The 26,291-nt window shown below is 72.6% G+C and carries 32 protein-coding genes; 14 read left to right on the top strand and 18 right to left on the bottom strand.

Features of this window, described 5'->3' with window-relative positions; genetic code table 11:
* Window positions 1-37: 37 nt before the first annotated feature.
* From ABIA36_RS18125 to ABIA36_RS18110, 4 genes are all read right to left on the bottom strand, one after another.
* Entirely contained in the window at window positions 38-589 is a 552-nt protein-coding gene (locus tag ABIA36_RS18125; protein ID WP_369963970.1) for an RNA polymerase sigma factor, read from the bottom strand.
* Between the two features lie 242 nt (window positions 590-831).
* The gene (locus ABIA36_RS18120) at window positions 832-1,317 is read right to left on the bottom strand and encodes a MarR family winged helix-turn-helix transcriptional regulator (RefSeq protein WP_369963969.1); all 486 of its coding nucleotides are present in this window, start codon (window positions 1,315-1,317) and stop codon (window positions 832-834) included.
* 10 nt (window positions 1,318-1,327) lie between these two features.
* The gene (locus ABIA36_RS18115) at window positions 1,328-1,888 is read right to left on the bottom strand and encodes a MarR family winged helix-turn-helix transcriptional regulator (RefSeq protein ID WP_369963968.1); all 561 of its coding nucleotides are present in this window, start codon (window positions 1,886-1,888) and stop codon (window positions 1,328-1,330) included.
* Window positions 1,889-1,929: 41 nt separating this feature from the next.
* Complete coding sequence (locus tag ABIA36_RS18110) at window positions 1,930-2,283, bottom strand: hypothetical protein (protein WP_369963967.1); 354 nt, start codon at window positions 2,281-2,283, stop codon at window positions 1,930-1,932.
* A 216-nt stretch (window positions 2,284-2,499) separates the two neighbouring features.
* Here ABIA36_RS18110 and ABIA36_RS18105 point away from each other — a divergent pair, with 216 nt between their 5' ends.
* The 3 genes from ABIA36_RS18105 to ABIA36_RS18095 are packed head-to-tail and all read left to right on the top strand — an operon-like array spanning window position 2,500 to window position 3,878.
* Entirely contained in the window at window positions 2,500-2,823 is a 324-nt protein-coding gene (locus ABIA36_RS18105; protein WP_369963966.1) for a hypothetical protein, read from the top strand.
* Window positions 2,802-3,047, top strand: coding sequence for a hypothetical protein (locus tag ABIA36_RS18100; RefSeq protein WP_369963965.1), 246 nt, complete (start codon window positions 2,802-2,804; stop codon window positions 3,045-3,047). The genes ABIA36_RS18105 and ABIA36_RS18100 overlap by 22 nt, the downstream gene beginning before the upstream one ends.
* 9 nt (window positions 3,048-3,056) lie before the next feature.
* On the top strand, window positions 3,057-3,878 hold the full coding sequence (locus ABIA36_RS18095; RefSeq protein ID WP_369963964.1) for a DUF1206 domain-containing protein: 822 nt from the start codon (window positions 3,057-3,059) through the stop codon (window positions 3,876-3,878).
* A gap of 4 nt (window positions 3,879-3,882) precedes the next feature.
* Here ABIA36_RS18095 and ABIA36_RS18090 read toward each other — a convergent pair whose 3' ends face one another.
* Window positions 3,883-4,905 carry a LacI family DNA-binding transcriptional regulator gene (locus tag ABIA36_RS18090; protein WP_369963963.1) on the bottom strand — a complete coding sequence of 341 codons (1,023 nt, stop codon included), beginning with the start codon at window positions 4,903-4,905 and terminating at the stop codon, window positions 3,883-3,885.
* Window positions 4,906-5,005: 100 nt separating this feature from the next.
* Here ABIA36_RS18090 and ABIA36_RS18085 point away from each other — a divergent pair, with 100 nt between their 5' ends.
* From ABIA36_RS18085 to ABIA36_RS18075, 3 genes are read left to right on the top strand one after another with little or no spacing between them, the layout of a single operon-like run.
* Window positions 5,006-5,989: a nucleoside hydrolase gene (locus ABIA36_RS18085; protein ID WP_369963962.1), complete on the top strand. Its 984-nt coding sequence runs from the start codon at window positions 5,006-5,008 to the stop codon at window positions 5,987-5,989.
* Window positions 5,986-7,422, top strand: coding sequence for an MFS transporter (locus tag ABIA36_RS18080; protein ID WP_369963961.1), 1,437 nt, complete (start codon window positions 5,986-5,988; stop codon window positions 7,420-7,422). The genes ABIA36_RS18085 and ABIA36_RS18080 overlap by 4 nt, the downstream gene beginning before the upstream one ends.
* Window positions 7,419-8,348 (top strand): ribokinase, encoded by a 930-nt coding sequence (locus tag ABIA36_RS18075; protein WP_369963960.1) that lies wholly within the window; start codon window positions 7,419-7,421, stop codon window positions 8,346-8,348. The genes ABIA36_RS18080 and ABIA36_RS18075 overlap by 4 nt, the downstream gene beginning before the upstream one ends.
* A gap of 27 nt (window positions 8,349-8,375) precedes the next feature.
* Here the strand turns inward: ABIA36_RS18075 and ABIA36_RS18070 are convergent, their stop codons facing one another.
* From ABIA36_RS18070 to ABIA36_RS18040, 7 genes are read right to left on the bottom strand one after another with little or no spacing between them, the layout of a single operon-like run.
* Window positions 8,376-8,990 carry a trimeric intracellular cation channel family protein gene (locus tag ABIA36_RS18070; RefSeq protein ID WP_369964101.1) on the bottom strand — a complete coding sequence of 205 codons (615 nt, stop codon included), beginning with the start codon at window positions 8,988-8,990 and terminating at the stop codon, window positions 8,376-8,378.
* A 60-nt stretch (window positions 8,991-9,050) separates the two neighbouring features.
* The gene (locus ABIA36_RS18065; protein ID WP_369963959.1) at window positions 9,051-10,184 is read right to left on the bottom strand and encodes an enolase C-terminal domain-like protein; all 1,134 of its coding nucleotides are present in this window, start codon (window positions 10,182-10,184) and stop codon (window positions 9,051-9,053) included.
* Window positions 10,174-12,012, bottom strand: a complete 1,839-nt coding sequence (locus tag ABIA36_RS18060) for a thiamine pyrophosphate-requiring protein (RefSeq protein ID WP_369963958.1) — start codon at window positions 12,010-12,012, stop codon at window positions 10,174-10,176. Before ABIA36_RS18060 ends, ABIA36_RS18065 begins: the two co-directional genes overlap by 11 nt.
* Before the next feature lie 53 nt (window positions 12,013-12,065).
* Window positions 12,066-13,697, bottom strand: a complete 1,632-nt coding sequence (locus ABIA36_RS18055) for a GMC family oxidoreductase (RefSeq protein ID WP_369963957.1) — start codon at window positions 13,695-13,697, stop codon at window positions 12,066-12,068.
* Complete coding sequence (locus ABIA36_RS18050; RefSeq protein WP_369963956.1) at window positions 13,694-14,341, bottom strand: gluconate 2-dehydrogenase subunit 3 family protein; 648 nt, start codon at window positions 14,339-14,341, stop codon at window positions 13,694-13,696. Before ABIA36_RS18050 ends, ABIA36_RS18055 begins: the two co-directional genes overlap by 4 nt.
* Window positions 14,338-14,823, bottom strand: coding sequence for a hypothetical protein (locus ABIA36_RS18045; protein WP_369963955.1), 486 nt, complete (start codon window positions 14,821-14,823; stop codon window positions 14,338-14,340). The genes ABIA36_RS18050 and ABIA36_RS18045 overlap by 4 nt, the downstream gene beginning before the upstream one ends.
* An 8-nt stretch (window positions 14,824-14,831) precedes the next feature.
* Window positions 14,832-15,179: a hypothetical protein gene (locus ABIA36_RS18040; protein ID WP_369963954.1), complete on the bottom strand. Its 348-nt coding sequence runs from the start codon at window positions 15,177-15,179 to the stop codon at window positions 14,832-14,834.
* A gap of 164 nt (window positions 15,180-15,343) precedes the next feature.
* Between ABIA36_RS18040 and ABIA36_RS18035 the strand changes: the two genes are divergently transcribed.
* The gene (locus ABIA36_RS18035; RefSeq protein ID WP_369963953.1) at window positions 15,344-16,366 is read left to right on the top strand and encodes an SDR family oxidoreductase; all 1,023 of its coding nucleotides are present in this window, start codon (window positions 15,344-15,346) and stop codon (window positions 16,364-16,366) included.
* A gap of 43 nt (window positions 16,367-16,409) precedes the next feature.
* Here the strand turns inward: ABIA36_RS18035 and ABIA36_RS18030 are convergent, their stop codons facing one another.
* Window positions 16,410-17,306: a glucose 1-dehydrogenase gene (locus tag ABIA36_RS18030; protein ID WP_369963952.1), complete on the bottom strand. Its 897-nt coding sequence runs from the start codon at window positions 17,304-17,306 to the stop codon at window positions 16,410-16,412.
* Between the two features lie 42 nt (window positions 17,307-17,348).
* The gene (locus ABIA36_RS18025; RefSeq protein ID WP_369963951.1) at window positions 17,349-17,471 is read right to left on the bottom strand and encodes a hypothetical protein; all 123 of its coding nucleotides are present in this window, start codon (window positions 17,469-17,471) and stop codon (window positions 17,349-17,351) included.
* 315 nt (window positions 17,472-17,786) lie between these two features.
* Here ABIA36_RS18025 and ABIA36_RS18020 point away from each other — a divergent pair, with 315 nt between their 5' ends.
* From ABIA36_RS18020 to ABIA36_RS18010, 3 genes are read left to right on the top strand one after another with little or no spacing between them, the layout of a single operon-like run.
* The gene (locus tag ABIA36_RS18020) at window positions 17,787-18,812 is read left to right on the top strand and encodes an acyl-CoA dehydrogenase family protein (protein WP_369963950.1); all 1,026 of its coding nucleotides are present in this window, start codon (window positions 17,787-17,789) and stop codon (window positions 18,810-18,812) included.
* Entirely contained in the window at window positions 18,806-20,071 is a 1,266-nt protein-coding gene (locus ABIA36_RS18015) for a PIG-L family deacetylase (RefSeq protein WP_369963949.1), read from the top strand. Before ABIA36_RS18020 ends, ABIA36_RS18015 begins: the two co-directional genes overlap by 7 nt.
* On the top strand, window positions 20,068-20,742 hold the full coding sequence (locus ABIA36_RS18010; RefSeq protein ID WP_369963948.1) for a glycosyltransferase family 2 protein: 675 nt from the start codon (window positions 20,068-20,070) through the stop codon (window positions 20,740-20,742). The genes ABIA36_RS18015 and ABIA36_RS18010 overlap by 4 nt, the downstream gene beginning before the upstream one ends.
* Here ABIA36_RS18010 and ABIA36_RS18005 read toward each other — a convergent pair.
* The 3 genes from ABIA36_RS18005 to ABIA36_RS17995 form a co-directional block, all read right to left on the bottom strand.
* Window positions 20,718-21,512, bottom strand: a complete 795-nt coding sequence (locus ABIA36_RS18005; RefSeq protein ID WP_369963947.1) for a hypothetical protein — start codon at window positions 21,510-21,512, stop codon at window positions 20,718-20,720. The genes ABIA36_RS18010 and ABIA36_RS18005 overlap by 25 nt on opposite strands.
* A complete protein-coding gene (locus tag ABIA36_RS18000) occupies window positions 21,509-21,973 on the bottom strand; it encodes a RidA family protein (protein WP_369963946.1) in 465 nt (154 codons plus the stop codon). The genes ABIA36_RS18005 and ABIA36_RS18000 overlap by 4 nt, the downstream gene beginning before the upstream one ends.
* A 131-nt stretch (window positions 21,974-22,104) precedes the next feature.
* Window positions 22,105-23,052 (bottom strand): LysR family transcriptional regulator, encoded by a 948-nt coding sequence (locus ABIA36_RS17995; RefSeq protein WP_369963945.1) that lies wholly within the window; start codon window positions 23,050-23,052, stop codon window positions 22,105-22,107.
* A 97-nt stretch (window positions 23,053-23,149) separates the two neighbouring features.
* Here ABIA36_RS17995 and ABIA36_RS17990 point away from each other — a divergent pair, with 97 nt between their 5' ends.
* From ABIA36_RS17990 to ABIA36_RS17975, 4 genes are all read left to right on the top strand, one after another.
* Window positions 23,150-24,484, top strand: a complete 1,335-nt coding sequence (locus tag ABIA36_RS17990; RefSeq protein WP_369963944.1) for a M20 family metallopeptidase — start codon at window positions 23,150-23,152, stop codon at window positions 24,482-24,484.
* 5 nt (window positions 24,485-24,489) lie between these two features.
* Entirely contained in the window at window positions 24,490-25,476 is a 987-nt protein-coding gene (locus tag ABIA36_RS17985) for a LysR family transcriptional regulator (protein WP_369963943.1), read from the top strand.
* Window positions 25,477-25,547: 71 nt separating this feature from the next.
* Window positions 25,548-25,775 (top strand): hypothetical protein, encoded by a 228-nt coding sequence (locus ABIA36_RS17980; protein WP_369963942.1) that lies wholly within the window; start codon window positions 25,548-25,550, stop codon window positions 25,773-25,775.
* Window positions 25,776-25,786: 11 nt separating this feature from the next.
* On the top strand, window positions 25,787-26,161 hold the full coding sequence (locus ABIA36_RS17975; protein WP_369963941.1) for a type II toxin-antitoxin system death-on-curing family toxin: 375 nt from the start codon (window positions 25,787-25,789) through the stop codon (window positions 26,159-26,161).
* A gap of 17 nt (window positions 26,162-26,178) precedes the next feature.
* Here the strand turns inward: ABIA36_RS17975 and ABIA36_RS17970 are convergent.
* Window positions 26,179-26,291 (bottom strand): DUF6421 family protein (locus tag ABIA36_RS17970; RefSeq protein ID WP_369964100.1); only part of this gene is annotated, 113 nt, incomplete at its 5' end.

Here is a 26,291-nt window from a genome sequence, read left to right as displayed (position 1 = left end):
GCGGCACCGGCGGATCGGCGGTCGGCTGGCGCCGCCCTCAAGCGGCGAGCTGCGCGTCCCAGGCGCGGCGCAGGCCCGCGCGCGCCCGGTACGCCAGTGCCGCTGCAGCGTTCGGCGAGATGCCGAGGACGCGGGCCAACTCCGACGAGGTGAGCTGCTCCACCTCGCTGTACCAGAGCGCATCCCGCCACCGCTCCGGCAGCGCCCCGACCGCGGCCGCGACGCGCGAACGCTCCCAGACGATGTCCTGGCGATCGTCGGTCCACGGCTCGTCGCGGTACTCGCCCGGGTCCTCGACGGCGATCTCCCGCCGGGCTGACCCCCAGCCGGCGGCAGCGTGGCGGATCGTCGTGTAGAGGTACGCGCGGAAGCCGCGGACCGGCCCGTTGCCGTTCCGGAGCGCCCGGTAGATCCGGGCGAACGCCTCCGAGACCAGGTCGTCGGCCTCGAAAGCGGAGGTCACGGAAGACGCGTACCGGCGGCCCGCACCGGAGTGGCGGCGCCAGAGCTCGGCGAACGCGGCGGTGTCGCCGGCTCGACTACGACCGACGAGTTCGTCGTCGATGGCGGTGTCTGCGTACAGGCGCATGGCGGTTCCTTCCGGGGACGCCGCGCACGACGTTGGCGGGCCGTCCCGAAGACTCGAAGAGCGCCGTCCGGCCGATGCGGAGTGGTCCGGCTGGGGACTTCCGCGTCGCTGGGCGGCTGTGGATGGAAAGAACCTATTTCGGCGTGCGGGCGCCCGAAAGCCGATCCGGGACAGGGGGTGGGCCGGTTTCGGACACGGCCGGCCGAGGGGTGACGGGACGGGCTACGACGGGCCCCGTGGCGTCAGTCGGCCGAAGCCCGCTCGCCCTGCTCCGCGATGGCCGTGAGCTGTGCGAGGAACGCTGCGACCGTCGCCGACGCCCGCGGGTCGAGCGCCGAGGCGACGGCGAGCATCCGGCGGTGCATCGCGGCCAGGGTGTGCCGGACCTCCTCGTCCGCCCCCGGCGTGGCGCGGATGCTGAGGCTGCGCCGGTCCTGCGGGTGCGGGTGGCGGGTGACGTGGCCGGAGGCGGTCAGACGGTCGAGCATCGCGGTCACCGACGAGGATTTGATGCTCAAGTGCGCGCCCAGCTCGACGGGGGTCGCGTGTCGGCCCTCCGCCTCGGCCTTCAGCAGGAAGCGCAGAGCCTTCAGGTCGGCTTCGCCCATGCGCATGGACTCGCGCGTGCGGCGGCGCATGGCCTGCTCGGCGGTGCGGTACTCGCGCAGCGAGGCGATGACGCGGACGGCGTGCGGGGGTGCCGCGTCGTACCAGGGCGCCTCGCTCATCGGGACGATCTTAGTGCGACTGCGCTTTCGCCGTCGCCTTCCCCTGGGGTCCGGCGGTGCCCTCGGCTCCGGTCGTGTCGATCCGGTCGACCGCGTCGCGGAGGCGGTCGATGAAGTCGACCACGGTCTCCGCCTCCTCCGGGCTCAGGTTCGAGGCCACTTCGACCAGTTCCTCGCGGACGTCGCCGAGGACGGCGCGCTGGAGCTCGTCGGTGGGGACCGTCGGCTCGATGATCAGCGCACGGCGGTCGAACGGGCTCGGGACGCGGCGGATGTGGCCGGCCTTCTCGAGGCGGTCGAGGAGCACGGTGATGGACGAGCTCTGGATGCCGAGGTACTCCGCGAGCTCGCGCGGCCCGACCGTCGTCCCGTGCTCGCGCGCCCGGAGCAGGTAGCGCAGTGCGGAGATGTCGTTCTCGTTCATCCGCATGGCCTTCTCGGAACGGCGCTGCATGGCGCTGTCCGCGGCGCCGTACGCGCGCAGGTGCTCGAGGACCTCGATGGCCCGTGCGCGGTCCGTCTCGGCGCTGTACCAGTAGTGGGGCGCCGGACTCATCCTGTCCGTCGTCATGGAACGATGATAGACCATCTACAAGCTAGAGAGTCTAGACACTAGACTGCTGCGACGCTCCGCGTGCCGGCGCGCACCCGGCGATCGCGGTACTCGCCCAGGTCCGTCGGCTCGTCGGTCACGAGCAGCCCGCTGGTGCGGCCGGCCATCTCGATCATGCTGTTCAGCCACGCGGTGTTCAGTCCGCCGAGGTCGGCGCGCTCGAACGCGTAGCGGATCGGGATGGCGTTGTCGATCCACAGCGACGTGCGCGCGGGAAGACCGGCCTCGTCGCATTTCCAGCTCAGCAGGAAGGGCTCGCGGCGCCTCAGCTTCGTGGTGATCGCCGCCTGCAGGTGCGCCAGTGTCCTGTCCTCGAAGGAGACCGTCTCCCCGTCGTAGGTCAACGTACCCATCGTTTCCTCCCCCGTCGTCGATCGTGCGGGTTGAGCCTAGCTGATCCCTAGCGCGGCTAACTACGTGGATCTCTAGATGCTCGATCGGCACAAGCAGTAGCAGGTGTGCATCGGCGAATCAACCCCCCGGGCGAAAGTTGCTTAGACGCCCGATTAGCTAGAAGCTCTAGTTACTTCATCGTTCACCGCACCGCTGCTCCGCCCGAAAGGATTGCCATGACGATCGCGATCAAGGCAGCACGACCGCTCCCGCAGCGCTCCGAGACCCGGGTGCGCCGCAGCCTCCGCCCGGCCGTGGCGCCCGCCCAGAGCGAGCACCTCGCGTGGCGCCAGCCGGTTCCCGGGCTCTGGGTCGCAGAGACCCCGTCCGCCTACCTCGGCATGATCGAGCAGACGAACGACGGCTTCACCGCGTCGGCCGGCGGCGGACGCACGCTCGGCTCCTTCACCACCCTGGCCGAGGCCAAGATCGCGGTCTACGCGAACTGGTTCCGGCCGCAGAAGACAGGACTCATCGGATGGCTGCTGCGACGGGCGTGACCGACGACGCCGAGGAGGTCGTGACCGACTGGAGCGAACTCCTCCCGAAGCGGGCGTACGTCCTCCGTTCGCCGTCCGGCGAGGACCTGCTCTCCACCTACGGAGGCCCGGGGGAGCAGATCGGCTCCGCCGTGTTCTTCGCCCATTCCCCGGAGGGCGACGGCGAGTTGACCATCGCCCCCGACGACGGCTGGACGGTGCTCAGCAGCGTCCAGGAGGACTAGATTCACTCCATGAGTACCGCAGCGGAGGGCAAGGCCCAGCTCCGGAAGGCCGCGCGCACGGCGGGAGACAGCAAGCTCCTCGAGATCCCGGCGCGCGCGGGGTTCGCCGCGAGCGGCCTCGTCCAGGTCCTGCTCGGCGGCCTGGCCATCCAGCTCGGGGCGTCGCACGTCGGAGAGGCCGACCAGACTGGCGCTCTCGGCGAGGTGACCAAGCTCCCCGGCGGGTTCATCATCCTCTGGGTCTCCGCCATCGGGCTGTTCGCCCTCGCCCTCTGGCTGCTGACCGAGGCGGTGCTGGTCAGGGCCGGCTCGACCGCCGACCGCTGGCTCGCGCGCGGGGAGCACGTGAGCAAGGCCGTCGCCTACGCCGTCCTCGGCCTCACGGCGGTCGCCTTCGCCCAAGGCCATCCGTCGCACGCCAGCACCACGACGCGCCATGTCAGCGCGGGCATCCTCGCGTCCCCGGGAGGTCAGCTCGGGCTGGGTGTGCTCGGCCTGGTGACCGGCGCGGTCGGCGGATACTTCGTCGTCAAGGGCATCCGGCGCCGGTTCCGGCAGGACGTCCAGGTGCCCCCTGGTGTGGCCGGACACGTGATCGTCGTGCTGGGCACGGTCGGCTACATCGCGAAGGGCATCGTGGTCGCCCTCGCGGGACTCGCCTTCATTCTCGCGGCGATCAACGCGCAGCCGGCGAGCGCGACGGGCCTCGCGGGCGGCCTGAACACGCTGCAACAGCTCCCGTTCGGCGGTGTCCTGATCGTCGTGGTGGGCCTCGGGCTCATCGCATCCGGCGTGTACAACATCGCGCGGGCGTGGCTGGCGCGGTTCTGAGCCGTCAGCCCGTCGACGCGCGCACGACGAGCTCGGCCGCGAGCTCGTGCGTCTCCGGAGCGTCGCCGCCGTCGATGAGCGACACCAGGAGGCGCGCGGCGACCGATCCGAGGAGGTCGCCGGGCAGCGCGACGCTGGTCAGCGCCGGCGCCGTGACGGAGGAGGCGGGGAGGTCGTCGAAGCCGGCGACGGCGATGTCCTCCGGCACCCGCAGGCCTGCGCGCGCGCAGGCGGCGAGCACGCCGTGGGCGAGGGTGTCGGAGGCCGCGATCACCGCCGTGGCGCCGGCGGCCCGCCAGGCCGGGAGCGCGGCCGCGGCGGCTGCCATCGCCTCGGCGATGTCCGGGCGGCTGCTGACCTGCGGCGTGGTGAGCAGTGTCATCCCGTGCCGCCCCGCCTCCGCCTCCAGCAGGGTGCGGCGCAGCTCGTAGGTCGCGGCGGGCGTGGAGCCGTCGAGGTAGCCGATCACGGTGTGGCCGCGCTCGGCGAGGTGTGCGATCAACGCCCGGACTCCGGAGGCCAGGTCGTAGTTGACCGCGGGCGCGCGGTCCTCCAGCCCCGGCGCGTCCAGCAGCACGAGGGGGACGCCGGCGGGCGCGTCGTCCAGGAACTCGACAGCGGGGGCGGAGACCAGCAGCCCGGCGGGCCGGAGCGCCGCGAGCCGCCGCACGTCGGCGACCGTCGGCTGCTCGCCGGTCGGGGAGGCGAACAGCAGGAGCTGGAAGCGCTCGCCGAGGGTCTCCTGCACCGCGTTGATCACGCGGCCGAAGAACGGGTTGGGGAGGTCCGGCGCGAGCAGCACGACGACATCGCTCGTGCCGCGGGCCAGCGCGCTCGCGGTGCTGTCGACCACGTAGCCGAGCTCGGCCACGGCGGCGCGCACGCGTTCCGCGTTCTCGTCGGAGATCCGGCCGCGGTGCTTGCCGTTGACCACGAGCGAGACGGCCGCGATACTCGTGCCCGCCCGCTCCGCAACCATCGCCGCGGTCACCCGCTTGCGCGGCGGGGGAGGGGGCGGCGTCGGCATCCGCCCATGATATCGGGGACCGGCCCGGTTGCGCGTCAAGCGCTTTACGTCTATCGTGTCAAACGTTTTACGTTCCTCGAAGAAGCGGAGGCTCCACCTGATGGAGAAGATCATCCTCGACTGCGATCCCGGTCACGACGACGCGATAGCGCTCATGCTCGCTCACGGCAACCCGGAGATCGAACTGCTCGCCGTGACGACCGTCGCGGGCAACCAGACCCTCGACAAGGTCACGCGGAACGCGCTGTCCGTCGCGCGTGTCGCCGGCATCGCGGGCGTCCCGTTCGCGGCCGGCGCCGATCGCCCGCTGGTACGGCCGATCGAGGTCGCGCCGTCCATCCACGGCGAGTCCGGTCTCGACGGCCCCGTCCTCCCCGAGCCGCTGATCGAACTCGACGGGCGGCACGCGGTGGACCTCATCGTGGAGACCCTGATGGCGCACGAGCCGGGCACCGTCACGCTCGTGCCGACCGCTGCGCTGACCAACATCGCGCTGGCGGTCCGCCGCGAGCCGCGGATCGTGGAGCGGGTCAAGCAGGTGGTCCTCATGGGCGGCGGCGTGCACGTCGGCAACTGGAGCCCGGTCGCCGAGTTCAACATCGTCATCGACCCGGAGGCCGCCGACATCGTCTTCAGCGCAGGCTGGAAGGTCGTCATGGTTGGGCTCGACCTCACCCACCAGGCTCTCGCGACTCCGGAGGTGCGCGCGAGCATCGCCGCGGTCGGCACGGCTCCTGCGCGCTTCGTCGGCGAGCTGCTCGACTTCTTCGGCCAGACCTATTCGGAGGCGCAGGGCTTCGACAGCCCGCCCGTCCACGACCCGTGCGCAGTCGCCTACGTGATCGACCCGACCGTGGTCCGCGCCGAGCGGATGCCCCTCGCGATCGAGACGCAGGGCCGGCTGACCACCGGGATGACCGTGGCCGACCGCCGTGGCCCCGCGCCGGACGACTGCATGACCTGGGCAGCCCTCGAACTCGACCGCGACCGCTTCTGGGGCCTCGTGGTCGACGCGCTCGAGCGCATCGGCGACCCGGAGGCCGCGAGCCCCGCCGCGACCACCGCGAACGGAGCCGTCGCGTGACCGCCCCCGTCGCCACCTCCGCCCCGACCGGCCGCCCGGTCCGGATCGCCGCGCTCACCGCGGCCCTCCTCGCCGCCTGCGTCGCGTTCCAGCTCAACGCGAGCATGCTCAGCCCCGTCCTCGTCACGATGGCGCGCGAGCTGCACAGCGACGACGCCACGATCGGGCTGTCGCAGACCCTGTTCTTCACGGTGGCCGCGGTGTTCTCGCTGTTCCTGCCGCGCCTCAGCGACATCTTCGGCCGCAAGCGCGTGCTGCTCGGGATGCTCGTGGTCATGTTCGCCGGCAGTGTCGTCGCCGCGCTCGCCGTCAACGTGGAGATGCTCTTCGTCGGCCGGATCGTGCAGGGCGTCGCCGGACCCGTTGTCCCGATCTGCCTGCTGATGCTGCGCTCCGAGATCTCCGACCCGCGCCGCTACGGCGCCGCGATGGGCCTCCTCACCGCGGTCAACGGCGGCATCGCCGGCATCGACGCGATCGCCGGCGGCTGGCTCGCGACGGCGTTCGGCTTCCGCGCGGTCTTCTGGGTGATCGCCGCCGTCACGGTCGTGGCCGTGGTGATGCTCGCCGCCTGGGGCGTGGAGTCGCGCCCGTCGGAAGGCGTCCGGATGGACTGGTGGGGCGTGGTCCCGCTCGCGGTCTCGCTCGGCGCGCTGCTGACCGGCCTCAACGAGGCGGGCAAGCTCGCCGCCGCGAACGGGCTGCTCGTCATCGGTTCGCTGCTGGTCGCCGTGCTCGCGTTCGCCGCGTTCTGGGCGATCGAGAACCGCCGCAGCCAGCCGCTCATCCCCACCGCGTACCTGAAGCCGCGCTCGACCTGGGCGCTGTTGCTCACTACCCTGCTGACGATGACCGGCGTCTTCGCCGTCGTGAACGGCCTGGTCACCTCCATCGCGCAGAATCCGCACGCCGGGTTCGGGATGGCGCCGGACGTCGCCTCCCTCGCCTTCCTCACCCCGTACGCGCTGGTCGGCTGGGTCGTCGGACCGCTCGCCGGCCGGCTCGCGCCCACGCTCGGCTACCGCCGCATCCTCCGGATCGGCCTCGCGGGCAGCGTGATCGGGACGCTCATCATGGCGTTCGTCGGCGTGCACTCGCTCCCGGTGCTGATCGCTGCGACCGTGCTGCTCGGCATCACCTACGCGGGCATCGCGAACATCATGCTGAACGGGCTCGGCATCGTGCTCTCCCCTGCCGCGAACCCGGGCTTCCTCCCCGGCCTGAACGCGGGCGCCTTCAACCTGGGCGCCGGACTGAGCTTCGCGCTGCTGCCGGCGATCCAGATCGCCGCCGGGGCGACCGATCACTCGACGACCGGATACTCTGCCGGAATGATCCTCGGCGCCGTGATCACAGCCGCGGCGTTCGGGGTGTCCTTCCTGATCCCGCGTCCCGTCTCGGCCGAGGTGGCCGCACCGGAGGCGACCAGATGACGGGCGGCAGGATCGTCGTCGTCGGCTCGCTGAACGCCGACCTGGTCGTCCGGACCGCGGCCTTCCCGCGTGCGGGCGAGACCGTCGCGGGCGGCGACCTGCGGATCGGCGCGGGCGGCAAGGGCGCCAATCAGGCGGTCGCCGCCGGCCGGCTCGGCGGCGACGTCGCGATGGTGGGCGCGGTCGGAGCGGACGGCAACGGCGACCTGCTCCGCTCGGCCGTGGCGGCCGCCGGGGTGGACGCCTCCGCAGTGAGCGTGCGCGCCGACGTCCCTACCGGGACGGCGCTCATCACCGTGGACGCGCACGGCGAGAACACGATCGTGGTCTCGCCGGGTGCCAATGGGACGCTGGCGCCGGCCGACCTCCCCGAGCGGGTCTTCGACGGCTCCGCGGTGATCGGCCTCTGCCTCGAGGTGCCGGACGCGACCGTGCGCGCCGCGGCCGACCGCGCCCGCGCGGCCGGGGCGACCGTGCTGCTCAACCCGTCGCCGTTCGGGCCGGCAGCCCGCGACCTCGCGCCCGTCGCCGACGTGCTGCTCGTGAACGAGGGGGAGGCGGAGGCACTCCTCGGCCTCCCGGCCGGCGCGGTCGCCTCCGCCCCCGCATCCGTGCGCGACGGGTTCGCCTCGCTCGGGATCGCGCGGGCGGTCGTCACGCGCGGCGCCGACGGCTGCCTCATCGTCGACGGCGCGGCCGACCCGGCGCACGTCGCCGCGGTCCGGGTCGACGCCGTCGACACGACCGGCGCCGGCGACGCCTTCATGGGCGCGCTGCTGCTGCGCCTCGCGGACGGTGCTTCGCTGATCGAGGCGGCGCGCTTCGCGGTCGGGGTGGGCGGCTACGCGGCGGCGCACGCTGGGGCGCAGGCATCGTATCCGACGGCGGCGGAGCTGGCGGCCTTCCTCGCGGAGCGCGGGGCCTGACCGGCGCGGCCGCCGACGCCTGACCCCTCAGACCGGATGCCGCGACACGGCCGCGAGCGGCACGTGCCAGCGGAAGCGCAGCGACAGCATCCGGAAGGCGAACACGAGCGCGGCGACCGCCGCCTCCGTCCACGGGTTGTAGCCGTGCAGCGACCAGATCACGACGATGAGGGCGGCGCCGAGCATCGCCGGGACGGCGTAGAGGTCGTGCGGGTCGAAGAGCTGCGGGTCGCGGTTGGCGACGACGTCGCGGAGGAGGCCGCCGCCCACGGCCGTCGTCACGCCGAGCACACCGGCCGCGATCGGGTTCGCGCCGTGCCCCAGCGCGATGACGGTGCCCGTGATGCAGAACAGCGCGAGGCCGCCGCCGTCGAACACCAGCAGCGTCCGCGGGAAGCGGGCGACGGCGCCCGACAGGAAGAAGACGAGGACGGCGGCCACGACGGGCGGCGCCAGGTAGACCGGGTTCGCGAACGCGTTCGGCGTGACGCCGAGGATGACGTCGCGGATCACGCCGCCGCCGAGGCCGGTCAGCGAGCCGAGCAGCAGCGAGCCGATGATGTCGAAGCCGCGCCGCGCGGCCAGCAGGCTGCCCGAGATCGCGAAGAAGAACGTGCCGAGGAGATCGAGGACGAGAGGCACCACCACCAGCCGACCATATCGCCACCGCGCACGTCCCCGGGCGGCGCCGCACCCGGTCGATCAGTCGCCGGCGGCGAAACGCCGCACACGGTGCACCTCGATGTCGGGCTCGCGCAGCGTCAGTCCGTGGCCGGGGGCCGAGCGGTCGGGGAGGAGCCGGCCGTCGGCCAGCGCGGGCAGTCCGTCGAAGAACTGCTCCTCGATGCGGACGTGGTCGTGAAAGTATTCGACGTTGATCGCCGGCCGGTGCGCCGCGGCCACGGAGGCGTGGAGCGCGGGAGCCGTGTGCGCGGACAGTGGCACGCCGAAGGCGGTCGCGAGCGCGGCGGCGATCCCGAACCCGGTGATGCCGCAGCGGGTCGCGTCGGCCTGGAGCACGTCGACGCACCCGTCGATGAGGAGGTCGCGGAAATCGGCCGGCGTGTAGCCGTACTCGCCGGCCGCGACGCGGATCGGCGCCGGCATCCGGTCGCGCAGCAGCCGGAGTCCATGCCGGTCCTGGCTGGACACCGGCTCCTCGAACCAGGTGACGCCCTCCTCGGCGAACAGCTCGGCCAGGCGCAGGGCCTGCTTGCGCTCGTACGCGCCGTTGGCGTCGACGAAGAGTTCGACGCCGGGGCCGATCGCCTCGCGGGCCAGCGCCACCCGGCGCGGGTCGTCGTCCGGGCGGGAGCCGACCTTCATCTTCACCGAGCCCAGCCCCTGGGCGGCCCACGAGCCGAGCTGGGTGCTCAGCTCGTCGTCGGTGTAGTCGGTGAACCCTCCGCTTCCGTACGCGTCGACGCCCTCGTGCGCGCCGCCCAGCAGCCGGGTCAGCGACATCCCGCTGAGGCGGGCCTTCAGGTCGTGGAGCGCGATGTCCACGGCCGCGATGGCGCCGGCGCTCACGCCGGGCCAGCCGATGTTGCGGGTGGCCGCGGCCAGCTCCCAGTACAGGCGCTCCGTGTCGAACGGGTCGGCGCCGTCGAGGATCGCCCAGAGCACGTCCTCGACGATCGGGAGGCTGGCCGGCGCCGTGTACGCGTAGCCGAGCCCGGTGCTGCCGCCTGCGTCGACGGCGACCACCAGGACCCCGGTGCTGTCCCAGCCGATGGTCCCGTCGCTCTCCGGCCGTCTCCGGCCTTCGGTCGCGGTGGGCACCACATAGGCGTCGGCCCGGATCGACCGGATCCGGTCCGGTGAGCTAGCGCGCATCGTCGTCATCGTCCGTCGAGCGGTGCAGCGCCCCCTTCACCCGCTCGACGCCCTCCGTGATGAGGGAGGTCGCCGAGTCCTTGATGGCGGCGAGGCCGTCCGGGTCGCCCTTCAGCAGCGCGAGGCCGGTGTTCTTCGCGAACTCGAACGTGATGTGCGGAGGCAGCGGCGGCACGTTCTTGCTGGTGTGCGCGTCGATGACGGTCACGCCGGGGTGCGCGAGCGCCGCGTCCCAGGCCGCCTCGATCTGGTCGTCGGAGGTGACCGTGATGCCCTGGAAGCCCAGCAGCTTCGCCCAGCCCGCATAGTCGACCGACTCGACGTCCTGCGAGGTCGGCCAGACCGGGTTGGCGTCCTCCGTGCGCATCTCCCAGGACACCTGGGTGAGGTCGTCGTTGTGCAGCACCAGCACCACGAAGGTCGGGTTCGACCACCGCGACAGGTACTTCTTCACGGTGATCAGCTCGTTCATCCCGAGCATCTGGAAGGCGCCGTCGCCGATCGTGCAGACGACCGGGCGCTCCGGGTAGGCGAACTTGGCCGCCTCCGCGTACGGCATCGCGGCGAGCATGGTCGCGAGCCGGCCGGAGAGGTCGCCGCGCATCCCGTCGCGGAGCCGGATGTGCTGGCCGTACCAGTCGGCGCTGGTGCCGGCGTCGGCAGTGACGATCGCCCCGGCGGGGAGCCGCTTGTTCAGCTCGTGGTAGACCCGGCGCGGGTTCACGCCGTCGTCGTAGTGCTGTTCGGCCTGGGCGGCGAGCTCGGCGTCCCACTCCCGCATCCCGGAGGCGGCCTTCTCCTGCCAGGACAGGTCGGTCTTCTGCGTCAGCAGGGGGAGGAGCCCGGCCAGCGTCGTCTTCACGTCGCCCCAGATGCTCACGTCGGTGGGGTAGCGCAGCCCGAGCTGCTCGGGCCGCAGGTCGATCTGCACGGCCTTGGCCTGGCCGGTCTTCGGCAGGAACTGGCCGTACGGGTAGTTCGTGCCGAGCAGGACGAGCGTGTCGCAGTCCTGCATCTGGTCGTAGCTCGGCCGCGAACCGAGGAGGCCGAGCTGCTGGGTGTGGAAGGGCACGTCGCCGGGGACGACCTGCTTGCCGCGCAGGGTCGTCATCAGTCCCGCGCCGGTGAGCCGCGCGGCCGCGAGCACCTCGTCGGTCGCCCCGACAGCGCCGTGCCCGACCAGGAAGGTGACCCGCTCGCCGGCGTTGATGATGTCCGCCGCCGCCCGGAGCTGCTCCGCGGGCGGCGCGATGGCGGTCGACGGCGCCACGGCGCTCGACCGGGACACCCACATCTCCGCTCCGGGGGCCGCCATCTCCATCCCCTGCACGTCGTGCGGCAGGATGACAACGCACGGCTGCTTGCGGGTGATCGCGGTGCGGAAGGCGGTGTCGATCACAGCCTGCGCCTGCTCCGGCGACACGATCGTCTGCACGTAATCGGCGACGTCGGCGAACGTCTGCTCCAGCTTGCTCTCCTGCTGGTTGAACGTGCCGAACGAGTTGAGCCCCTGCTGGCCCACGATCGCGACCACCGGCTGGTTGTCCATCTTCGCGTCGTACAGGCCGTTGATCAGGTGGAAACCGCCGGGGCTGGAGGTCGCGATGCAGACGCCGACCTCGCCGGTGAACTTCGCGTGCGCCGTGGCCATCAGGGCGCAGATCTCCTCGTGCGTCGGCCGGATGTACTCCAGCCCCTCGCCGGCGCGCTCGGCTTTGCCGAGCATCCCGTCGAACTCGCCGATGCCGTCGCCGGGGAAGGCGAACACGCGCCGCACGCCCCACTCCCGCAGCCGTCCGATCACGAACTCGCTGACTGTCGTCGCCATGTGTCTCTCTCCTTCAGTCGATCTGCGGTGTTCCAGCGGCCTGCATGGCTTGCTCAGCCTTGGGGCCGCCGGATGAGGCGGTCCGCCGCACGCGCGGCGACCGCCATGATGGTCAGGGCCGGGTTGGCGCTGCCCTGCGTCGGCAGCACGCTCCCGTCGGTGATGAGCAGGTTGGGGACGGCGAACGCCCGGCAGTCCGCGTCGACGACCCCCTGCGTCTCGTCCGCGCCCATGCGCGCGCCGCCGACGAGGTGCGCATAGCGCTGCACGGTCATGGTCTCCTGGGCGCCTGCGGCCTCCAGGATGCGCTCCATGGTCGCCTGCGCGGCCTTCGCCAGCGCGCGGTCGTTGTCGCCCTGCGAGTATGCGAAGTGCGCGACCGGGAGGCCGTAGCGGTCCTTCTCGTCCGCCAGCGTGACGCGGTTCTCGGCGCGCGGGAGGAACTCGCAGAGCGCGCCCAGGCACGCCCAGTGCACGTAGTCCGACATGTAGCGGCGCAGGTCCGCGCCCCAGTACCCCTGCGCCATGACGTGCTCCGCCCAGGTGATCGGCAGCGGCGAGACGGTCTGGATGGAGTACCCGCGCTTGTAGGGCTTGGTGGGGTCGGTCTCGTAGAACTCCTCCGTGCTCACCTCGGGCGGCGGCGCCTTCCACATCCGGATCTCCTGCTCGAACCGGCCGGCGGTCTGCGGTGCGCCCTGCACCATCAGGTAGCGGCCGACGAGGTCGAAGTCGTTGCAGAGGCCGTCCGGGAAGCGCGCCGACGCCGAGTTGAGCAGCAGGCGCGGCGTCTCGATCGAGTATCCGGCGATGGCGACCATCCTGGCCTTCTGGAAGCGGGGGACGCCGTCCTTCACGTAGTGCACCCCGGTCGCCCGGCCGGTGAACTGATCGACCTCGACGGAGGTGACCATGCTGTCCGCGCGCACCTCGGCCCCGTGGGCGAGCGCGTCCGGGATGTGGGTGATGAGCGGCGACGCCTTGGCGTTCACCTTGCAGCCCTGCAGGCAGAACCCGCGGTAGATGCAGTGCGGCCGGTGCCCGAACCGGCCGTTCGTGATCGCCACGGGCCCGACCTTGGCCTCCACGCCCGCCGCGTAGGCGCCCCGGAGGAACGTCTCGCCGTTGCCCGACACCGGGTGCGGCCGATGCGGGTAGCTGTGCGGGTCGCCCCACGGCCAGTCCTCGCCGGCGACCGGGAGCTCGTTCTCGATGTCGTCGTAGAACGGCGCGAGGTCGGAGTACTCCATCGGCCAGTCCGCCCCGACGCCGTCGGCGGTGAACGTGCGGAAGTCGCTCGGGTGGAAGCGCGGCACGTACCCGGCGTAGTGGACCATCGACCCGCCGACGCCGCGGCCGGAGTTGTTCGACCCGAGCGGCACCGGGTCGTCGCCGCCGATCTGCCGCGGCTCCGTCCAGTAGAGGTGGTGGGAGCCCGCCTCGTCGCTCACCCAGTCGCGTGCGGGGTCCCAGAACGGGCCGGCGTCGAACGCGACGGCGTCCCAGCCGGCGCGCGCCAGGCGCTGCAGCAGCACGGAGCCGCCCGCGCCGCAGCCGACGATGGCGATGTCGACCTCGTCGCTGTCGGCGAAGCGCCGCATCTGCTCGGTCAGGCGCGGCTCGGCACGCGAGCCGTCGGGCGTCAGCAGCCAGGCGGAGTCGTTGCGGTCGCGGACGGTGCTCATGCGGATCCCGTCCCGGCCTGGGGGAGGTCGCCCGGCCGGGCGTCGGCGACCTCGAACGGCTCCCGCCGGTCGATGCCGAGGTTCTTGTAGCCGCGGGGGTAGGCGGGACCGGCGAAGCCGATCTCGTCCCAGGCCGCTGGGTGGCTGTAGAAGGCGGTGCACGCGTACCGGGTCCACAGGCTCCAGATGCGGGCCCGGTGGAAGCCGCGCCAGTCGCCGTCGCCGTCCTTCACGTCGGCGAGCAGAGCGACCTGGTCGTCCTCCCCGCACACGGCGAAGGCACGGCCGTGCCGTGCGTGGGCCTCCTCGTCGAGCGCGGCCAGGCTCGTCCGCCAGGCGACCCAGTCGTCCGGCATCGAGTCGTAATGCCAGCCGTCGGTCTCCTTCTCGGCGAGCCGGGCGTCCACCATCGCGGTCACCGGGACCGCCCGGTTCTCGGGGTGCTGGTCGAGCAGGCGGTCGAACAACGCCGTCGCCGCGGCCTCCTCGGTCGCGTCGAAGAAGCGGATGTCCGGCGGCCGGCCGACCCGGTCCAGCACGGTGGCGCGGGTCGTCTCGTCCCACGCCGGCGCCTGGTCGAGCACGCGGAAGCCGGGGAAGCGCTCCGGCACCCGGTCGCCGTCGCCCTGGCTCGCGGCCGTCACTTCTCCCGCCTCAGGATCGCGGCCAGCAGGCCCATCCCGCCGACCAGGGTCACCAGGAGCGGAGCGAGCAGGGGCGGTCCCATCTCCAGGTTGTAGCGGAGGTTGTGCCAGCCGCCGGGCTTCTGGCCGATGCCGCGGGCGTGCAGGTAGACGCCCTGCACGCCGTTCGCCACGATCGTGGCCGCGGCGAGCGGGAGCGCCGTCTTGGCGGCGGTCTTGCTGAAGAACCCGGCCACCCCCGCGACGGCGCCGATCGGCCCCAGGATCACGGGAGCCCACATCCAGCGATTGCCGAAGCTCGCCTTGTCGTGCTCGAAGTAGATCTCGGCGGCGGTGACGACGGCGCCCGCGGCCGTCAGGGCGGAGAGCGAACGCTCGAACCTGCCCGTCTCGACGTTCCGCACGAGCCGGTCGATCCCCTGCACGGTGTCGCTGCGGCGCAGCTTCCTCGTGGTCCTGTTCCTGGTGTCCTTACGGCCCACGCCCGGCCTCACTCGCCGTCGAGCTGCTCGAGCAGCTTCTTGGAGGCGCGGGCGATGTCATCGTGGTCGTTCTGTGCCGCCCGGCTCTCCAGCGAGATGACGGCGCAGCGGTGGACCTTGGCGAAGTCGCCGTACGGGAAGCTGTACCGGCCCTTCGTCTCTTCGCTCTTCTCGGCGTCCTCGCCGAGGTGCCAGAGCGCGTACTGCTCCCAGCCGTGCTTCTCGATGAATTTGTTCTCCGCGTCCGCGCTCGGTGCGTCCTCGCTCCAGTCGTCGCGCTCGTCGTGGACCACGGTGCCCTTCTCGACCAGGCTTCGGGCGTGGTCGAGGGCCTTCCGGTTGAGCTTCACGGTCATGATCGTGCCCCTTCCTCGGTTCGTCCCGACCCTTCGGATGCAATGCCCAGTGCCGCCCGAACGCAAGGGGTTGACCGGATTCGGAGGCAGCGCGGAGCATCGGCGGTGGACCTGACCGCTGACCGAAGAAGCACGGATGAAGGAGCCCAGATGAAGGAGAACCGATGAGCCGCATCGAGACACTGGAGGGCGCCGTCGTCGTGGTGACCGGCGCCAGCGGAGGGGTGGGCCGCGCCGCCGCCGTCGAGTTCGCCCGGCACGGCGCGAGCGTCGCCCTGCTGGCCCGCGGCGAGGCGGGGCTGGAAGCCGCGGCCGACGACGTGCGCGCGGCCGGAGGCCGTGCGCTCACCGTCTCGGTCGATGTCGCCGACGCGGACGCGGTGGAAGCCGCGGCGGAGCGGGTGGTCTCCGAGTGGGGACGCATCGACGTGTGGGTGAACTGCGCGTTCTCGTCCGTCTTCGCGGAATTCGGGCGGATCGCCCCGGAGGAGTTCCGCCGGACCACCGAGGTGAGCTACCTGGGCTTCGTGTACGGCACGATGGCGGCGCTGCGCCGGATGCGCCCGGCCGGCCGCGGGGTCGTCGTGCAGATCGGCTCCGCGCTCGCGTACCGCGGCATCCCGCTGCAGTCGGCGTACTGCGGAGCCAAGCACGCGATCGTCGGGTTCACCGAGTCGGTGCGCGCCGAGTTGATGCACGACCACAGCGACGTCGCGATCACGATGGTGCACCTGCCCGCGATGAACACGCCGCAGTTCCGCTGGCTGCTGTCGCGCCTGCCGAAGCAGGCCCAGCCGGTCCCGCCGATCTACCAGCCGGAGGTCGCGGCGCGCACCATCGTGCACGCCGCCCTGCGGCCGCGCCGGGCCTATTGGGTGGGGATCTCGACGGTGCAGACGATCATCGGCAACCGGCTCATCCCCGGGCTCCTCGACCGCTACCTGGGCCGGACCGGCTACGCGTCCCAGCAGACCGACGAGCCGCGTCCCGCCGACCAGCCCGCGAACCTGTGGGAGCCCGCGGACCGGGACGTCGACCATGGCACGCACGGCCCGTTCGACGGCCGGGCGAAGGCTCGGAGTGCGCAGGCGTGGGCGTCGCGCAACCGCCGCGCCCTCGGCGCCGCTGGGGCCGCAACGGTCGCGGCCGCTCTGGTGGCCGTCGGCGGCCGGGCCGCGCGACGCTGAGCGGTGGACCCCCGGCGCCCGGACGCCGGGGGTCCACCGGGGCTCACGGCGTCGGCATCCCGCCGGTGACCGACAGCGTCTCTCCGACGACATAGCTGGATTCCGGCGACGCCAGGAACACGTACGCCGGCGCCAGCTCGGCCGGCTGTCCTGGCCGGCCGAGCGGGGTCTGCGAGCCGAAGTCGGGCAGCTTCTCGGGCGGCTGGCCCGCGCTGACCTGCAGCGGCGTCCACACCGGCCCCGGGGCGACGGCGTTGACCCGGATGCCCTTCGGCGCGAGCTGCTGCCCGAGGGCCTTCGTGAACGTGTTGATCGCGGCCTTGGTCGTGGCGTAGTCCACCAGCAGCTCGCTCGGCAGGTAGGCCTGCACGGAGGTCGTGTTGATGATCGTGGAGCCGGCGCGCAGATGCGGGAGCGTCGACTTGGTCAGCCAGAACATCGCGTAGACGTTCGTCTTCATCGTCTGGTCGAACTGCTCGTCGGGCAGCTCGGTCAGGTCGGGGCAGAAGACCTGCTTGCCCGCGTTGTTGACGAGGATGTCGATCCCGCCGAGCTCGTCCACGGCGCGCTGCACCACCTGGTCGCAGAACGCCCGGTCGGTCAGGTCGCCGGGGATCAGCAGCGCGGTCCGCTGCGCGCCGCGGATCTGCTCGGCCACGGCCTGAGCGTCGACCTCCTCTTCGGGCAGGTAGACGATGGCGACGTCGGCGCCTTCGCGCGCGAACGCGATCGCCACCGCCGCGCCGATCCCGGAGTCGCCGCCGGTGACGATGGCCTTGCGGCCGGTGAGGCGGCCGGTTCCCACGTAGCTGGACTCGCCGCGGTCGGCGGGCGGGTCCAGCTCGCTGTCGCGGCCCGGCTCGGGGACCTGCGCCTCCGGCGGGTGGATGTGCGGGTAGCGGTCGACGGGATTGTCGAATTCGTACTGGCTCTCAGGCATTCGCCGGAACTCCCCTTTCGTCGTGGTCTGGTGGTGGTGGCGCTACCGGTCGTCGGCGCCGCCGCCGGAGGCCGTGTCCGCGCCGTCGTCCGACTCCTCGGACTGGGGGCCGGTTCCGTCGGGCAGGTCGTCCGGGTCGGTGTTGCGTGGGTCGCGTTCGCTCATCGTTCGTGTTCCTTTCGTGCGGTGCGCCCGGTCGGGGCACGGCCGGGTGCAGGAGAGGTTCCGCAACGGACGCTACGCGGGCCCCGGGCGGGACGTACCCGGTTGTCTGGCGGGTGACCGGCGGGTACCGTGCGAGCGACGGCCGCAGTTGGGCTCCCGAGGGGTGGACACAGCCGAGTGGACACAGACGAGTGGACACAGCCGAGTGGACACAGACGAGCGGACACAGCCGAGTGGACACAGACGAGCGGACACACCGGTCGCGGCGGCGCAAGGGGGTTGCGCGCCGGCGCGCGCGATCCGAGCGTGGGGGACATGCATGATCCTGACACCTCCCCGCCGGTCGTGAGTGTCGGGATCGAGGGCTATCTGGCCGCCGCGGCCGCGTGCGGCGGCGAAGTGGGGCCGCTGCTCGACGCGCTCCGCTCCACACCGCCGACGGACCTGCTCCCGCTGCCCGCGTCGGGCCGCACGGCCGAGCGCTTCCGAGGGCTGGCGCGCGTCGCCGCCGTCGACGTCACCGCCGCACGGGTGCTCGAACCGCACCTGGACGCCGTGGCGATCCTCGCCGAGGCCGACGAGCCGCAGCCGGAGCGGGGGACCGTCTGGGGCGTGTTCGCGGCGGAAGGCCCGGACGCCTCGCTGGTCGCGAGCCAGGACGGCGACCGGTGGACCCTGCAGGGCCGCAAGCCGTGGTGCTCGCTCGCCGGGCGGATCACCAGCGCCCTCGTCACCGCCGCCACCCCGGAGGGGGGCCGGCGGATGTTCGCGGTCTCGATGGGGGCGCCCGGGGTGAGCGCGGCTCCGGCGCAGTGGGTCGCGCGCGGTCTCAGCGCGGTCGTCAGCGGGCCGGTCGACTTCGACCGGTCGCCAGTCCGGCCCGTCGGCGGCGAGGGCTGGTACCTCGATCGCCCAGGCTTCCGCTGGGGCGCGATCGGGGTGGCCGCGTGCTGGTGGGGCGGCTGCCTGCCGGTGCTGGAGGCGCTCACGGCACGCTGTCGCACACGTCCGGACGACCAGCTCGGCGCCGCGCGGACGGGCGAGCTGTACCGGCGGCTGGAGAGCGGCCGGCTGGCCCTCGACGACGCCGCGAGCCGGATCGACGCCGGCGAGGTGGCGGACCCCGCCGTCCTCGCGCACGCCGTCCGGGGCACCGTCGCCGACGCCGTGGTCGCCGCGCTCGCCGCTGCGCGGGACGTCCTCGGCCCCGCCGCCCTCGCCTTCGACGAGAACCTGGCCCGCCGCTGCGCCGACCTGGAGCTGTACGTGTCCCAGTACCACCGCGGCCGCGACGACGCCTCGCTCGCCGGCCACCTGGCGGGAGGGGGGCGCGCGTGGTGACGTTCGACCCGTTGGTCGCGGAGACCTCCTTCGAGGACTGGGAGGACCCGGCCCGCTGGGAGTCCGTGCCGGAGCGGAGCGCAGAGTGGCTGGCGGGTTTCAGCGGGATCGTCGTCTTCTCGGCGCACCCCGACGACGAGACGCTGGGCGTGGGCGGCCTCCTCGCGATGGCCGGGGAGCTCGACCTTCCCGTCTCCGTCGTCGTGGCGACGGGTGGGGACGGCGAGCGGATCGGCGAGCTGCGGGAGGCTCTCGAGCGCCTCAGCACACCCGCCGAGGTCGCCGCGCTCGGCCTGCCGGACGGCGGTCTCAAGCACGAGGCGGACGCCCTGCGCGCCGCCGTGGACCGCGCCCTCGCCGACCGCCCCGCCGGCGCGACCCTCGTGCTGGCCCCGTGGCCGGGGGATCGGCACGGCGACCACCGGACCCTGGGACGCGAAGTCGCCGCCGTCTGCGCCGAGCGCGGGCACACGCTCCTGCTCTACCCGCTGTGGCTGTGGCAGTGGGGGACGCCGGACGACCTGCCCTGGGAGCGGGCGAGCCGGCTCGCGGTCACCGCGGCCGCGCGGGAACGCAAACGTCTGGCGCTCGCGGCGTTCTCGAGCCAGCTCCATTCGCCCGGGAACCCGGCCGGCGTGCTCAGCGAGGGGTTCGTCGAGCGGGCCGTCCGCGGCAGGGAGGTGCTGCTCGAACCGGACACGCGCGCCCCGGTCGACCACTTCGAGGCACTGCACCGCGGCAGCGACGACCCGTGGTCGGTGCGCACGCGCTGGTACGAGCGCCGCAAGCGCGCGCTGATCCAGGCCGCGCTGCCGAAGGAGCAGTACCGGCGCGCTTTCGAGATCGGCTGCTCCAACGGTGAGATGTCTGCGCTGCTCGGCGAGCGCTGCGCGGAGCTGCTCAGCGTGGACAGCGCCGCCGCGGCGGTCGCGCTGGCGGCGGAGCGGACTGCGGCGGAGCCGAACGTGCTCGTGCGGCGGATGCGCGTCCCCGACCAGTGGCCGGACGGCTCGTTCGACCTGATCGTGGTGTCCGAGGTCGCCTACTACCTCGCGGCCGACCAGTGGGCGACGACGGTGGAGCGGATCGCCGGTTCGCTGGCTGCCGGCGGCCACGTCGTGCTCTGCCACTGGACGGGGCAGGCCGACGACTTCGCCCAGTCGGGCGCCGACGCGCACGCGGCCTTCGCCGACCGCTCCGGCCTCCGGCCGCTCGTGCGGCACCACGACGAGGACTTCGTCCTGGAGGTCTTCGGGTGAGCGTCGACCACATCCTCATCGCGGTGCCCGCGCGAGACGAGGAGGCCACGCTCGCGGACTGCCTGCGCTCCCTGGAGCGCGCCCGCGCCGCCGTCCCGGTCCGCTCGTCCGTCGTCCTGGTGTTGGACTCCTGCACGGACGGCTCGCTGGACGTCGCGCGGCGCTTCCCCGACTCGCTGGTGATCGAGCGCGAGCACGAGAACGTCGGCCGGAGCCGTCACGACGCCGTCCTCACCGGGCTGCGCGCATGCGGCTCGTCGCCGGACCGCACCTGGATCGCGTTCACCGACGCCGACAGCACGGTTCCGCGGCCGTGGCTGCGGGAGCACCTGCGCGCGGCGCGCACCGCCGACGCGTACGTCGGCGCGGTCGTCCCGCGCCTCGCCGAGCTGGACGAGCCGCGACGGCGGGCCTGGCAGCGCAGCCATCCGCCCGGCGCGACGCTCGGCCACGTGCACGGCGCCAACCTGGGCGTGCGGGCGGACGCGTACCTGCGGGTGGGCGGCTTCCTCCCACTGCTCGTCGGGGAGGACGTCGACCTGGTCGCCCGGCTGCGCGACGCCCGCTTCCGGATCGCGGAGAGCGAGCGCCATCCGGTGACGACCTCTGGCCGGCTCTCCGGTCGTGCGCCGGAGGGGTACTCCGCCTACCTGCGCGGCCTCGCGACCTGACCGGTCCCGTCGTCGTACCCGGCCCCGCTGTCGAAGCCGGCCCCGCTGTCGAAGCCGGGGCCGAGCGCGCTGAGCGCGAACGATGCGACATCGAGGATCGGCACGGAGGTGTACTGCGCGATGTCGCGGCGGAACTCGGGCAGCAGCGTGCACTCCAGCACCAGGGCGCCGACGTCCGCGAGGCGGCCGCCCGGCGCGCACTCGCGTTCGAGCACGGCCTCCACGCCGGCGCGCAGGGTGCCGAGGTCCCAGCCGTTGCCGTAGGCGTGGTCGTCGGTGAGGATGCCGCTCCAGCCCGGCTGATCCTCCAGGCCGACGATCGTCAGCCGCGGGTACAGCGGGTCGGCCGCGAGCATGCGGCTCGCGAGCGGCGCGGAGACGGTGAGCACGCCGATCCGCGCCCTGGTTAGGGTGGCGGCGAGCGGCAGGAGGTCCAGACTGCTGGTCAGCGTGTTCGCCGTCGGGAGGTCGGACTGGCGCGCGTAGTAGAAGAACCCGCAGTCCGTGATGATGAGCGAGCAGTGCGCCAGCCGCTCCCTGGCGCGCCAGAAGGCGTCGATCGCCACCGGGTCGCCCGCGACCAGCCGCTCCACCCGGGCGCCGCGCGCGACGGCGTACGACACCGGGATCCCCGGCCAGCTCGCCGGGTTCTCGAAGAAGCCGACCGGGTTGGCGCTGATCGCCGGGGCGCCCGCCTCGACGCAGTCGAGGTCGTCGACCGCGTAGGAGTCGAGGTCGCAGAGGATGACGCCCAGGGTGCGTGCGGTCATGCGGTCACCGCGGTCACGGCCGGGCGCCCGGTGTCGCGCGCCGCGCTGCCGACGACGGCGACGGCGTTGACCTCCACCCGGATTCCGGGGATGTTGAGCTCCTTGCCGATCAGGATGCCGGTCGCGGTCGGCCCCGGCTTCGGGAAGTAGCTGAACCGGATGTCGTAGGTGCGCTGCCACTCCTCGACGCTGAGCTCGCCCGAATAGAACGTGTTGAACTGGACCACGTCGCCCATCGTCCCCCCGAGGTCTTCGATGACCGCCTGGAGGGACTGCATCACGGCGTGACACTGGGCCTCGATGTCGCCGGGGTGCCGCACGTTGCCGTGCTCGTCCAGGTCCTCCTGGCCGCCGACCCAGATCATGTCGCCGACCCGGATGCCGTGGCTGTGGTTGATGGTGAACTGGCCGGGCACCTGCCAGTGGCCGGGAACCTGTGCGATGAGTCGTTCGGCGGTCATGATCTTCTCCTCGGAATGCCGGTGATGGGGGTTCGTTCACCAGTGTGCGAGTCGGGGGGATCGTGCGCACCATTCCGAGCGCGGCGGTCGCTGGTGCTGCCGCCAGGGATCCTTCGGCTGGGCCGCGCTCGTCAGTTCCCGGCCGTGGCCGCCGCCTCGATCACGGCCTTCTGGGTCGCCGCGGCCTGGCGGATCTCGTCCAGCACCGCACGGACGATCGGCCGGCGTTCGTCCGCCGCCCGTGTCACCGCCAGGACCCGGCGGCCGAGGTGGGGCCGGTCCAGCGCGTGGATGCTGACGGGGGCGACGCCGCGGTCGATCGAGAGCGGCGGCAGCACCGAGATGCCCCGGCCGCGCGAGATCGACTCGACCAGGAGGAGGAGGTCCGCCGTGTGCCAGCGCACGTTGGGCTCGAAGCCCTCCGACCGGCAGGCGAAGCGGACCGCCTGCCCGCAGGCGCCGAGCTCCTCGGGCATCACCCAGGGCTCGTTCTTGAGGTCGGCCAGCCGCACCTTCGCCGGCATGTCGAACGTGGGCGGGGCGACCAGCACCAGCGGCTCCCGCAGCAGCTCGGTCGTGTGCAGGTAGTCGGGGAACGCCATCGGCACGTTGTCGTAGAGGTCGATGATCGCGACGTCGAGCGCGCCGCCGAGCAGCAGGTCGATGCTCTCCGCCGGCTCGATGACGTTGACCGTCAGCTCGATGTCGGGGGCGTCGGCGGCGAGGCTCTCGGCGACGGGCAGCAGCACGAAGCGGGCGACGGAGGGGATGGCGCCGATGCGGACGCGGCCGGCGAGCTCGCCGCTGAGCTGGTCCATCTCGGCGCGGGTGGCCTCCAGCAGGCGGAGGATGCGGCGGGCGTGCTCGACCAGGATCTCGCCCGCGCCGGTGAGGCCGACGCCGCGCGGGGAGCGGTCGAGCAGCTTCACGCCCGCCTCCCGCTCGAGGATGCTGATCTGCTGCGAGACCGCGGAGGAGCTGATGCCGATCGTCCGCGCCGCCCCGGCGAGCGAGCCCTGCCGCGCGACCTCGCTGAGCAGGCGCAGGCGGGGGACATCCGGGAGCGAGTTGTCCGTCATGCGCACATTCTTCCATGATTAGTTGTACTTACGACAGTCTAAGAGTTATCGTAAGAAAAAGCTTCAACTCTCGCTCCCTCGAATCGAGTAGACGACGATGTCACCTGAACGCTCCTCCGCCGACACCCCGGTGACCGACGGCCCGGCGACCGCGACGCCCCGCACCACGGGCGCCCCCGGCCACGTCCTCCGGGCCGTCGAGCACGCGATCGGCCAGGCCCGGTCCGACCTGATCGGCCTCAGCCACTGCATCCACTCGACGCCCGAGGTCGGGTTCGAGGAGCACCGTTCGGCCGCCATCGTGTCCGAGTTCCTCCGTCGGCACGGCTTCGCGCCGACCGTGGGCGTGTTCGGGATGCCGACCGCGCTGCGCGCCCAGGCCGGCACGGGCGGCCCGCGCATCGCGGTGCTCGCCGAGTACGACGCGCTGCCCGAGGTCGGCCACGGCTGCGGGCACAACGTCATCTGCGCCGCGGCGGTCGGGGCCTTCCTCGGCGTGAGTGCGCAACTCCCGGAGCTCGGCGGTTCCGTCGTGCTGCTCGGGACGCCGGCCGAGGAGAACGGCGGAGGCAAGGAAGTGCTGGAGCGTGCTGGCGCGTTCGACGACATCGACGCCGTCGTCATGGTGCACCCGTTCACCGGGCCGGACGAGGTGGCGTCGTTCACCTCCCTCGCCGTCCGCGACGTCGAGGCGACCTTCCACGGCGTCGCGGCCCACGCCTCCTCCGCCCCGCACGAAGGCCGCAACGCCCTGGACGCCGTGGTCGCGGCGTACCAGGGGGTCGCGGCGCTGCGCCAGCACATCCCGGCCACCGACCGGCTGCACGCCATCATCACCAACGGAGGATCGGCCACCAACGTCGTCCCGGCGACCGCAAGCCTCACCGTCGAACTGCGCTCGGAGACCCTCGACGGGCTGGTGGACCTGTCCGAACGCGTGCAACGCATCCTCGACGGCGCCGCCCTCCTCTCCGGCACCCGGCTCCAGGAGCGCTGGGACCCGTTCCCGGCGTACCTCCCGGTGCGCAGCAACGCCGCGCTCGCCGCCCGCTACTTCACCCACCTCTCCGCGCGCGGCCGGCGGATCGTGCTCGACCCGCCCGGCCTCGTCGGCGGCGGCTGGTCGACCGACCTCGGCAACGTGAGCGTGCGCCGCCCGGCCATCCACCCCACCGTCAGCATCTCGCCGAAGCCGATCGTCATGCACACGGCGCCCTTCGGCCGGCAGGCGATCAGCCCGCTGGGCGACGCCGCCGTGATCGACAGCGCGTTCGGGCTCGCGGCGACGATGGCCGACTACCTGGCCGACCCGGCGCTGCGCGACGCGGTCGACCGCGACTTCGCGGCGGCCGGCGGACGGGTGGACGTGGAGCGGCTGCTCGCGTCACCGGTCAGCGCGCTCGCGGCCGCCTCCCTCTCCGACGGAACCTGACGCTCATGCTCAACCCGGTCCATCTCCGCACGCTGTCCGTCGTAGTCCGCACGGGCTCGTTCGCGGACGCCGCCCGCCAGATCGGCTACACCGGGTCGGCGGTCTCGCAGCAGGTCGCGGCGCTGGAGCACAGCCTCCGGGCGACCCTGTTCGAGCGGGACGCCCACAGCATCCGGCCGACGGCGGCCGCGCTCTTCCTGGCCGAACGCGCCCACGACATCCTGATGGCGCTCGGCGCGCTGGAGGACGACATGCGCGGCCTCGGCTCCGGAGGCTTCGGCCGCCTCCGCATCGGCGGCTTCGCGGCCGCGAACGAGCGCCTGCTCCCGTGCAGCCTCGCCGACTACCGCCGCTCGCACCCGAACGTCGATCTCGCGCTGGACGAGGGCGAGCCGGACGAGCTGGTGGCCAAGCTGCGCGACGCGCTCCTGGATGTCGCGGTCGTCGCCGAGTACGACCTGGTGCCCCAGCGCTGGCCATCCGCTGCGACGGTGACGCCGCTGCTGGACGAGGAGCTGTACCTCCTGGTGCCCGAGGGTCACGCGCTCGCCGGCGCCGGGACGGTCGCGATCGAGCGCCTGGCCGCCGAGACCTGGGTCTCCACCCGGGAGGGCTCCGCCGGCGACAACTGCCTGATCCGCCTGTGCGGGGGAGCGGGCTTCGACCCCCTCGTCGCGATGCGCGGCGCCCGCCCCGACTCCGTGCGCGGCCTCGTGCAGGCGGGCATCGGCATCGCCCTCGTGCCCGCGCTCTCTGCGCTGCCCGGGGACGGGACGGAGCTGCTGACCCTCGAGCCGGGGCTGCGGCGGCATGTGCTCGCGCTGCATCGGGCGGAGCACGAGAGCGCGCTCGCCGCGGACGCGGTAGCGGCGATGGCCGCCACGGTGCGCGGGTTCGTCGACGAGAGCGCAGGGCTGTATGCGCCCGGCGCGCAGCGCCGCCGCGTCGCGGAGGTGGAGTACCTCGCGCAGCGCGTCGCCGCGGCGGGGTAGGGCGCTGGGGAAGCCGCCGCTGCCGGTTCGTGTATATACTCGATGAACGTCGATATATAGGAGGCGGATCCATGACTCAGACGATGCCCCCCGCCCGCAGCAAGAAACTCATCGCGTTCCGGGACGACCAGGTCACGGCTCTCGCGGCGATCGCTGCTGACACCCACACGAACTTCACCGCGACGGTGCTCGATGCCGTGGACGCCTACATTGCGGCGCACGATAGCGCCACTCAGCAGATGATCGACCGTATCGTCACGGAGAACGCCGGCCTGCTCGAGCGACTGCGGGACGCGTGAGCGTCCGGTACGTGACGTTCGAGGAGTCGCTCCTCGTCATCTCTGCCGTCCACGGCGGCGACCCGCTGGATTACGTCCGTGACACCGTGCTCTTGCAGTCGGCGCTCGAGCGGCCGGCAGCCACTCTGTTCGGTCGCGACGCGTATCCCGGGGTCTACGCGAAAGGCGCCGCCCTCCTCCACTCCCTGTTGCGCAACCACGCATTGCTCGACGGGAACAAGCGCACGGGCTGGATCGTGTGTGTCCTGTTCTTTCAGCTCAACGGTCATGAAGAGCGGTACGAGGAGGACGCGATGTTCGACTTCATCGTGGCGATCGCGGCGGGTGAGCTCGAGGATGTCGGGCGGATCGCCCACCAGCTCTCCCTCTGGTTCCCGCGACGCTGACGCGCCCACGGGCGTCGTCAGGCGTCGCTCTCGCGGGTGATGCCGGAGGTGGACTCGATGACGGTGGCCATCTTCTTGTTCAGCGCTTCGTAGAACATCGAGAGGGGGAACTCGTCGTCCAGGACCGCGT

Source organism: Leifsonia sp. EB34, assembly GCF_041260585.1.
In the GTDB taxonomy this organism is placed as follows: domain Bacteria; phylum Actinomycetota; class Actinomycetes; order Actinomycetales; family Microbacteriaceae; genus Leifsonia.
The sequence above is the reverse complement of the archived record's forward strand: the minus strand, read 5'-3'. Positions and strand labels throughout refer to the sequence as shown.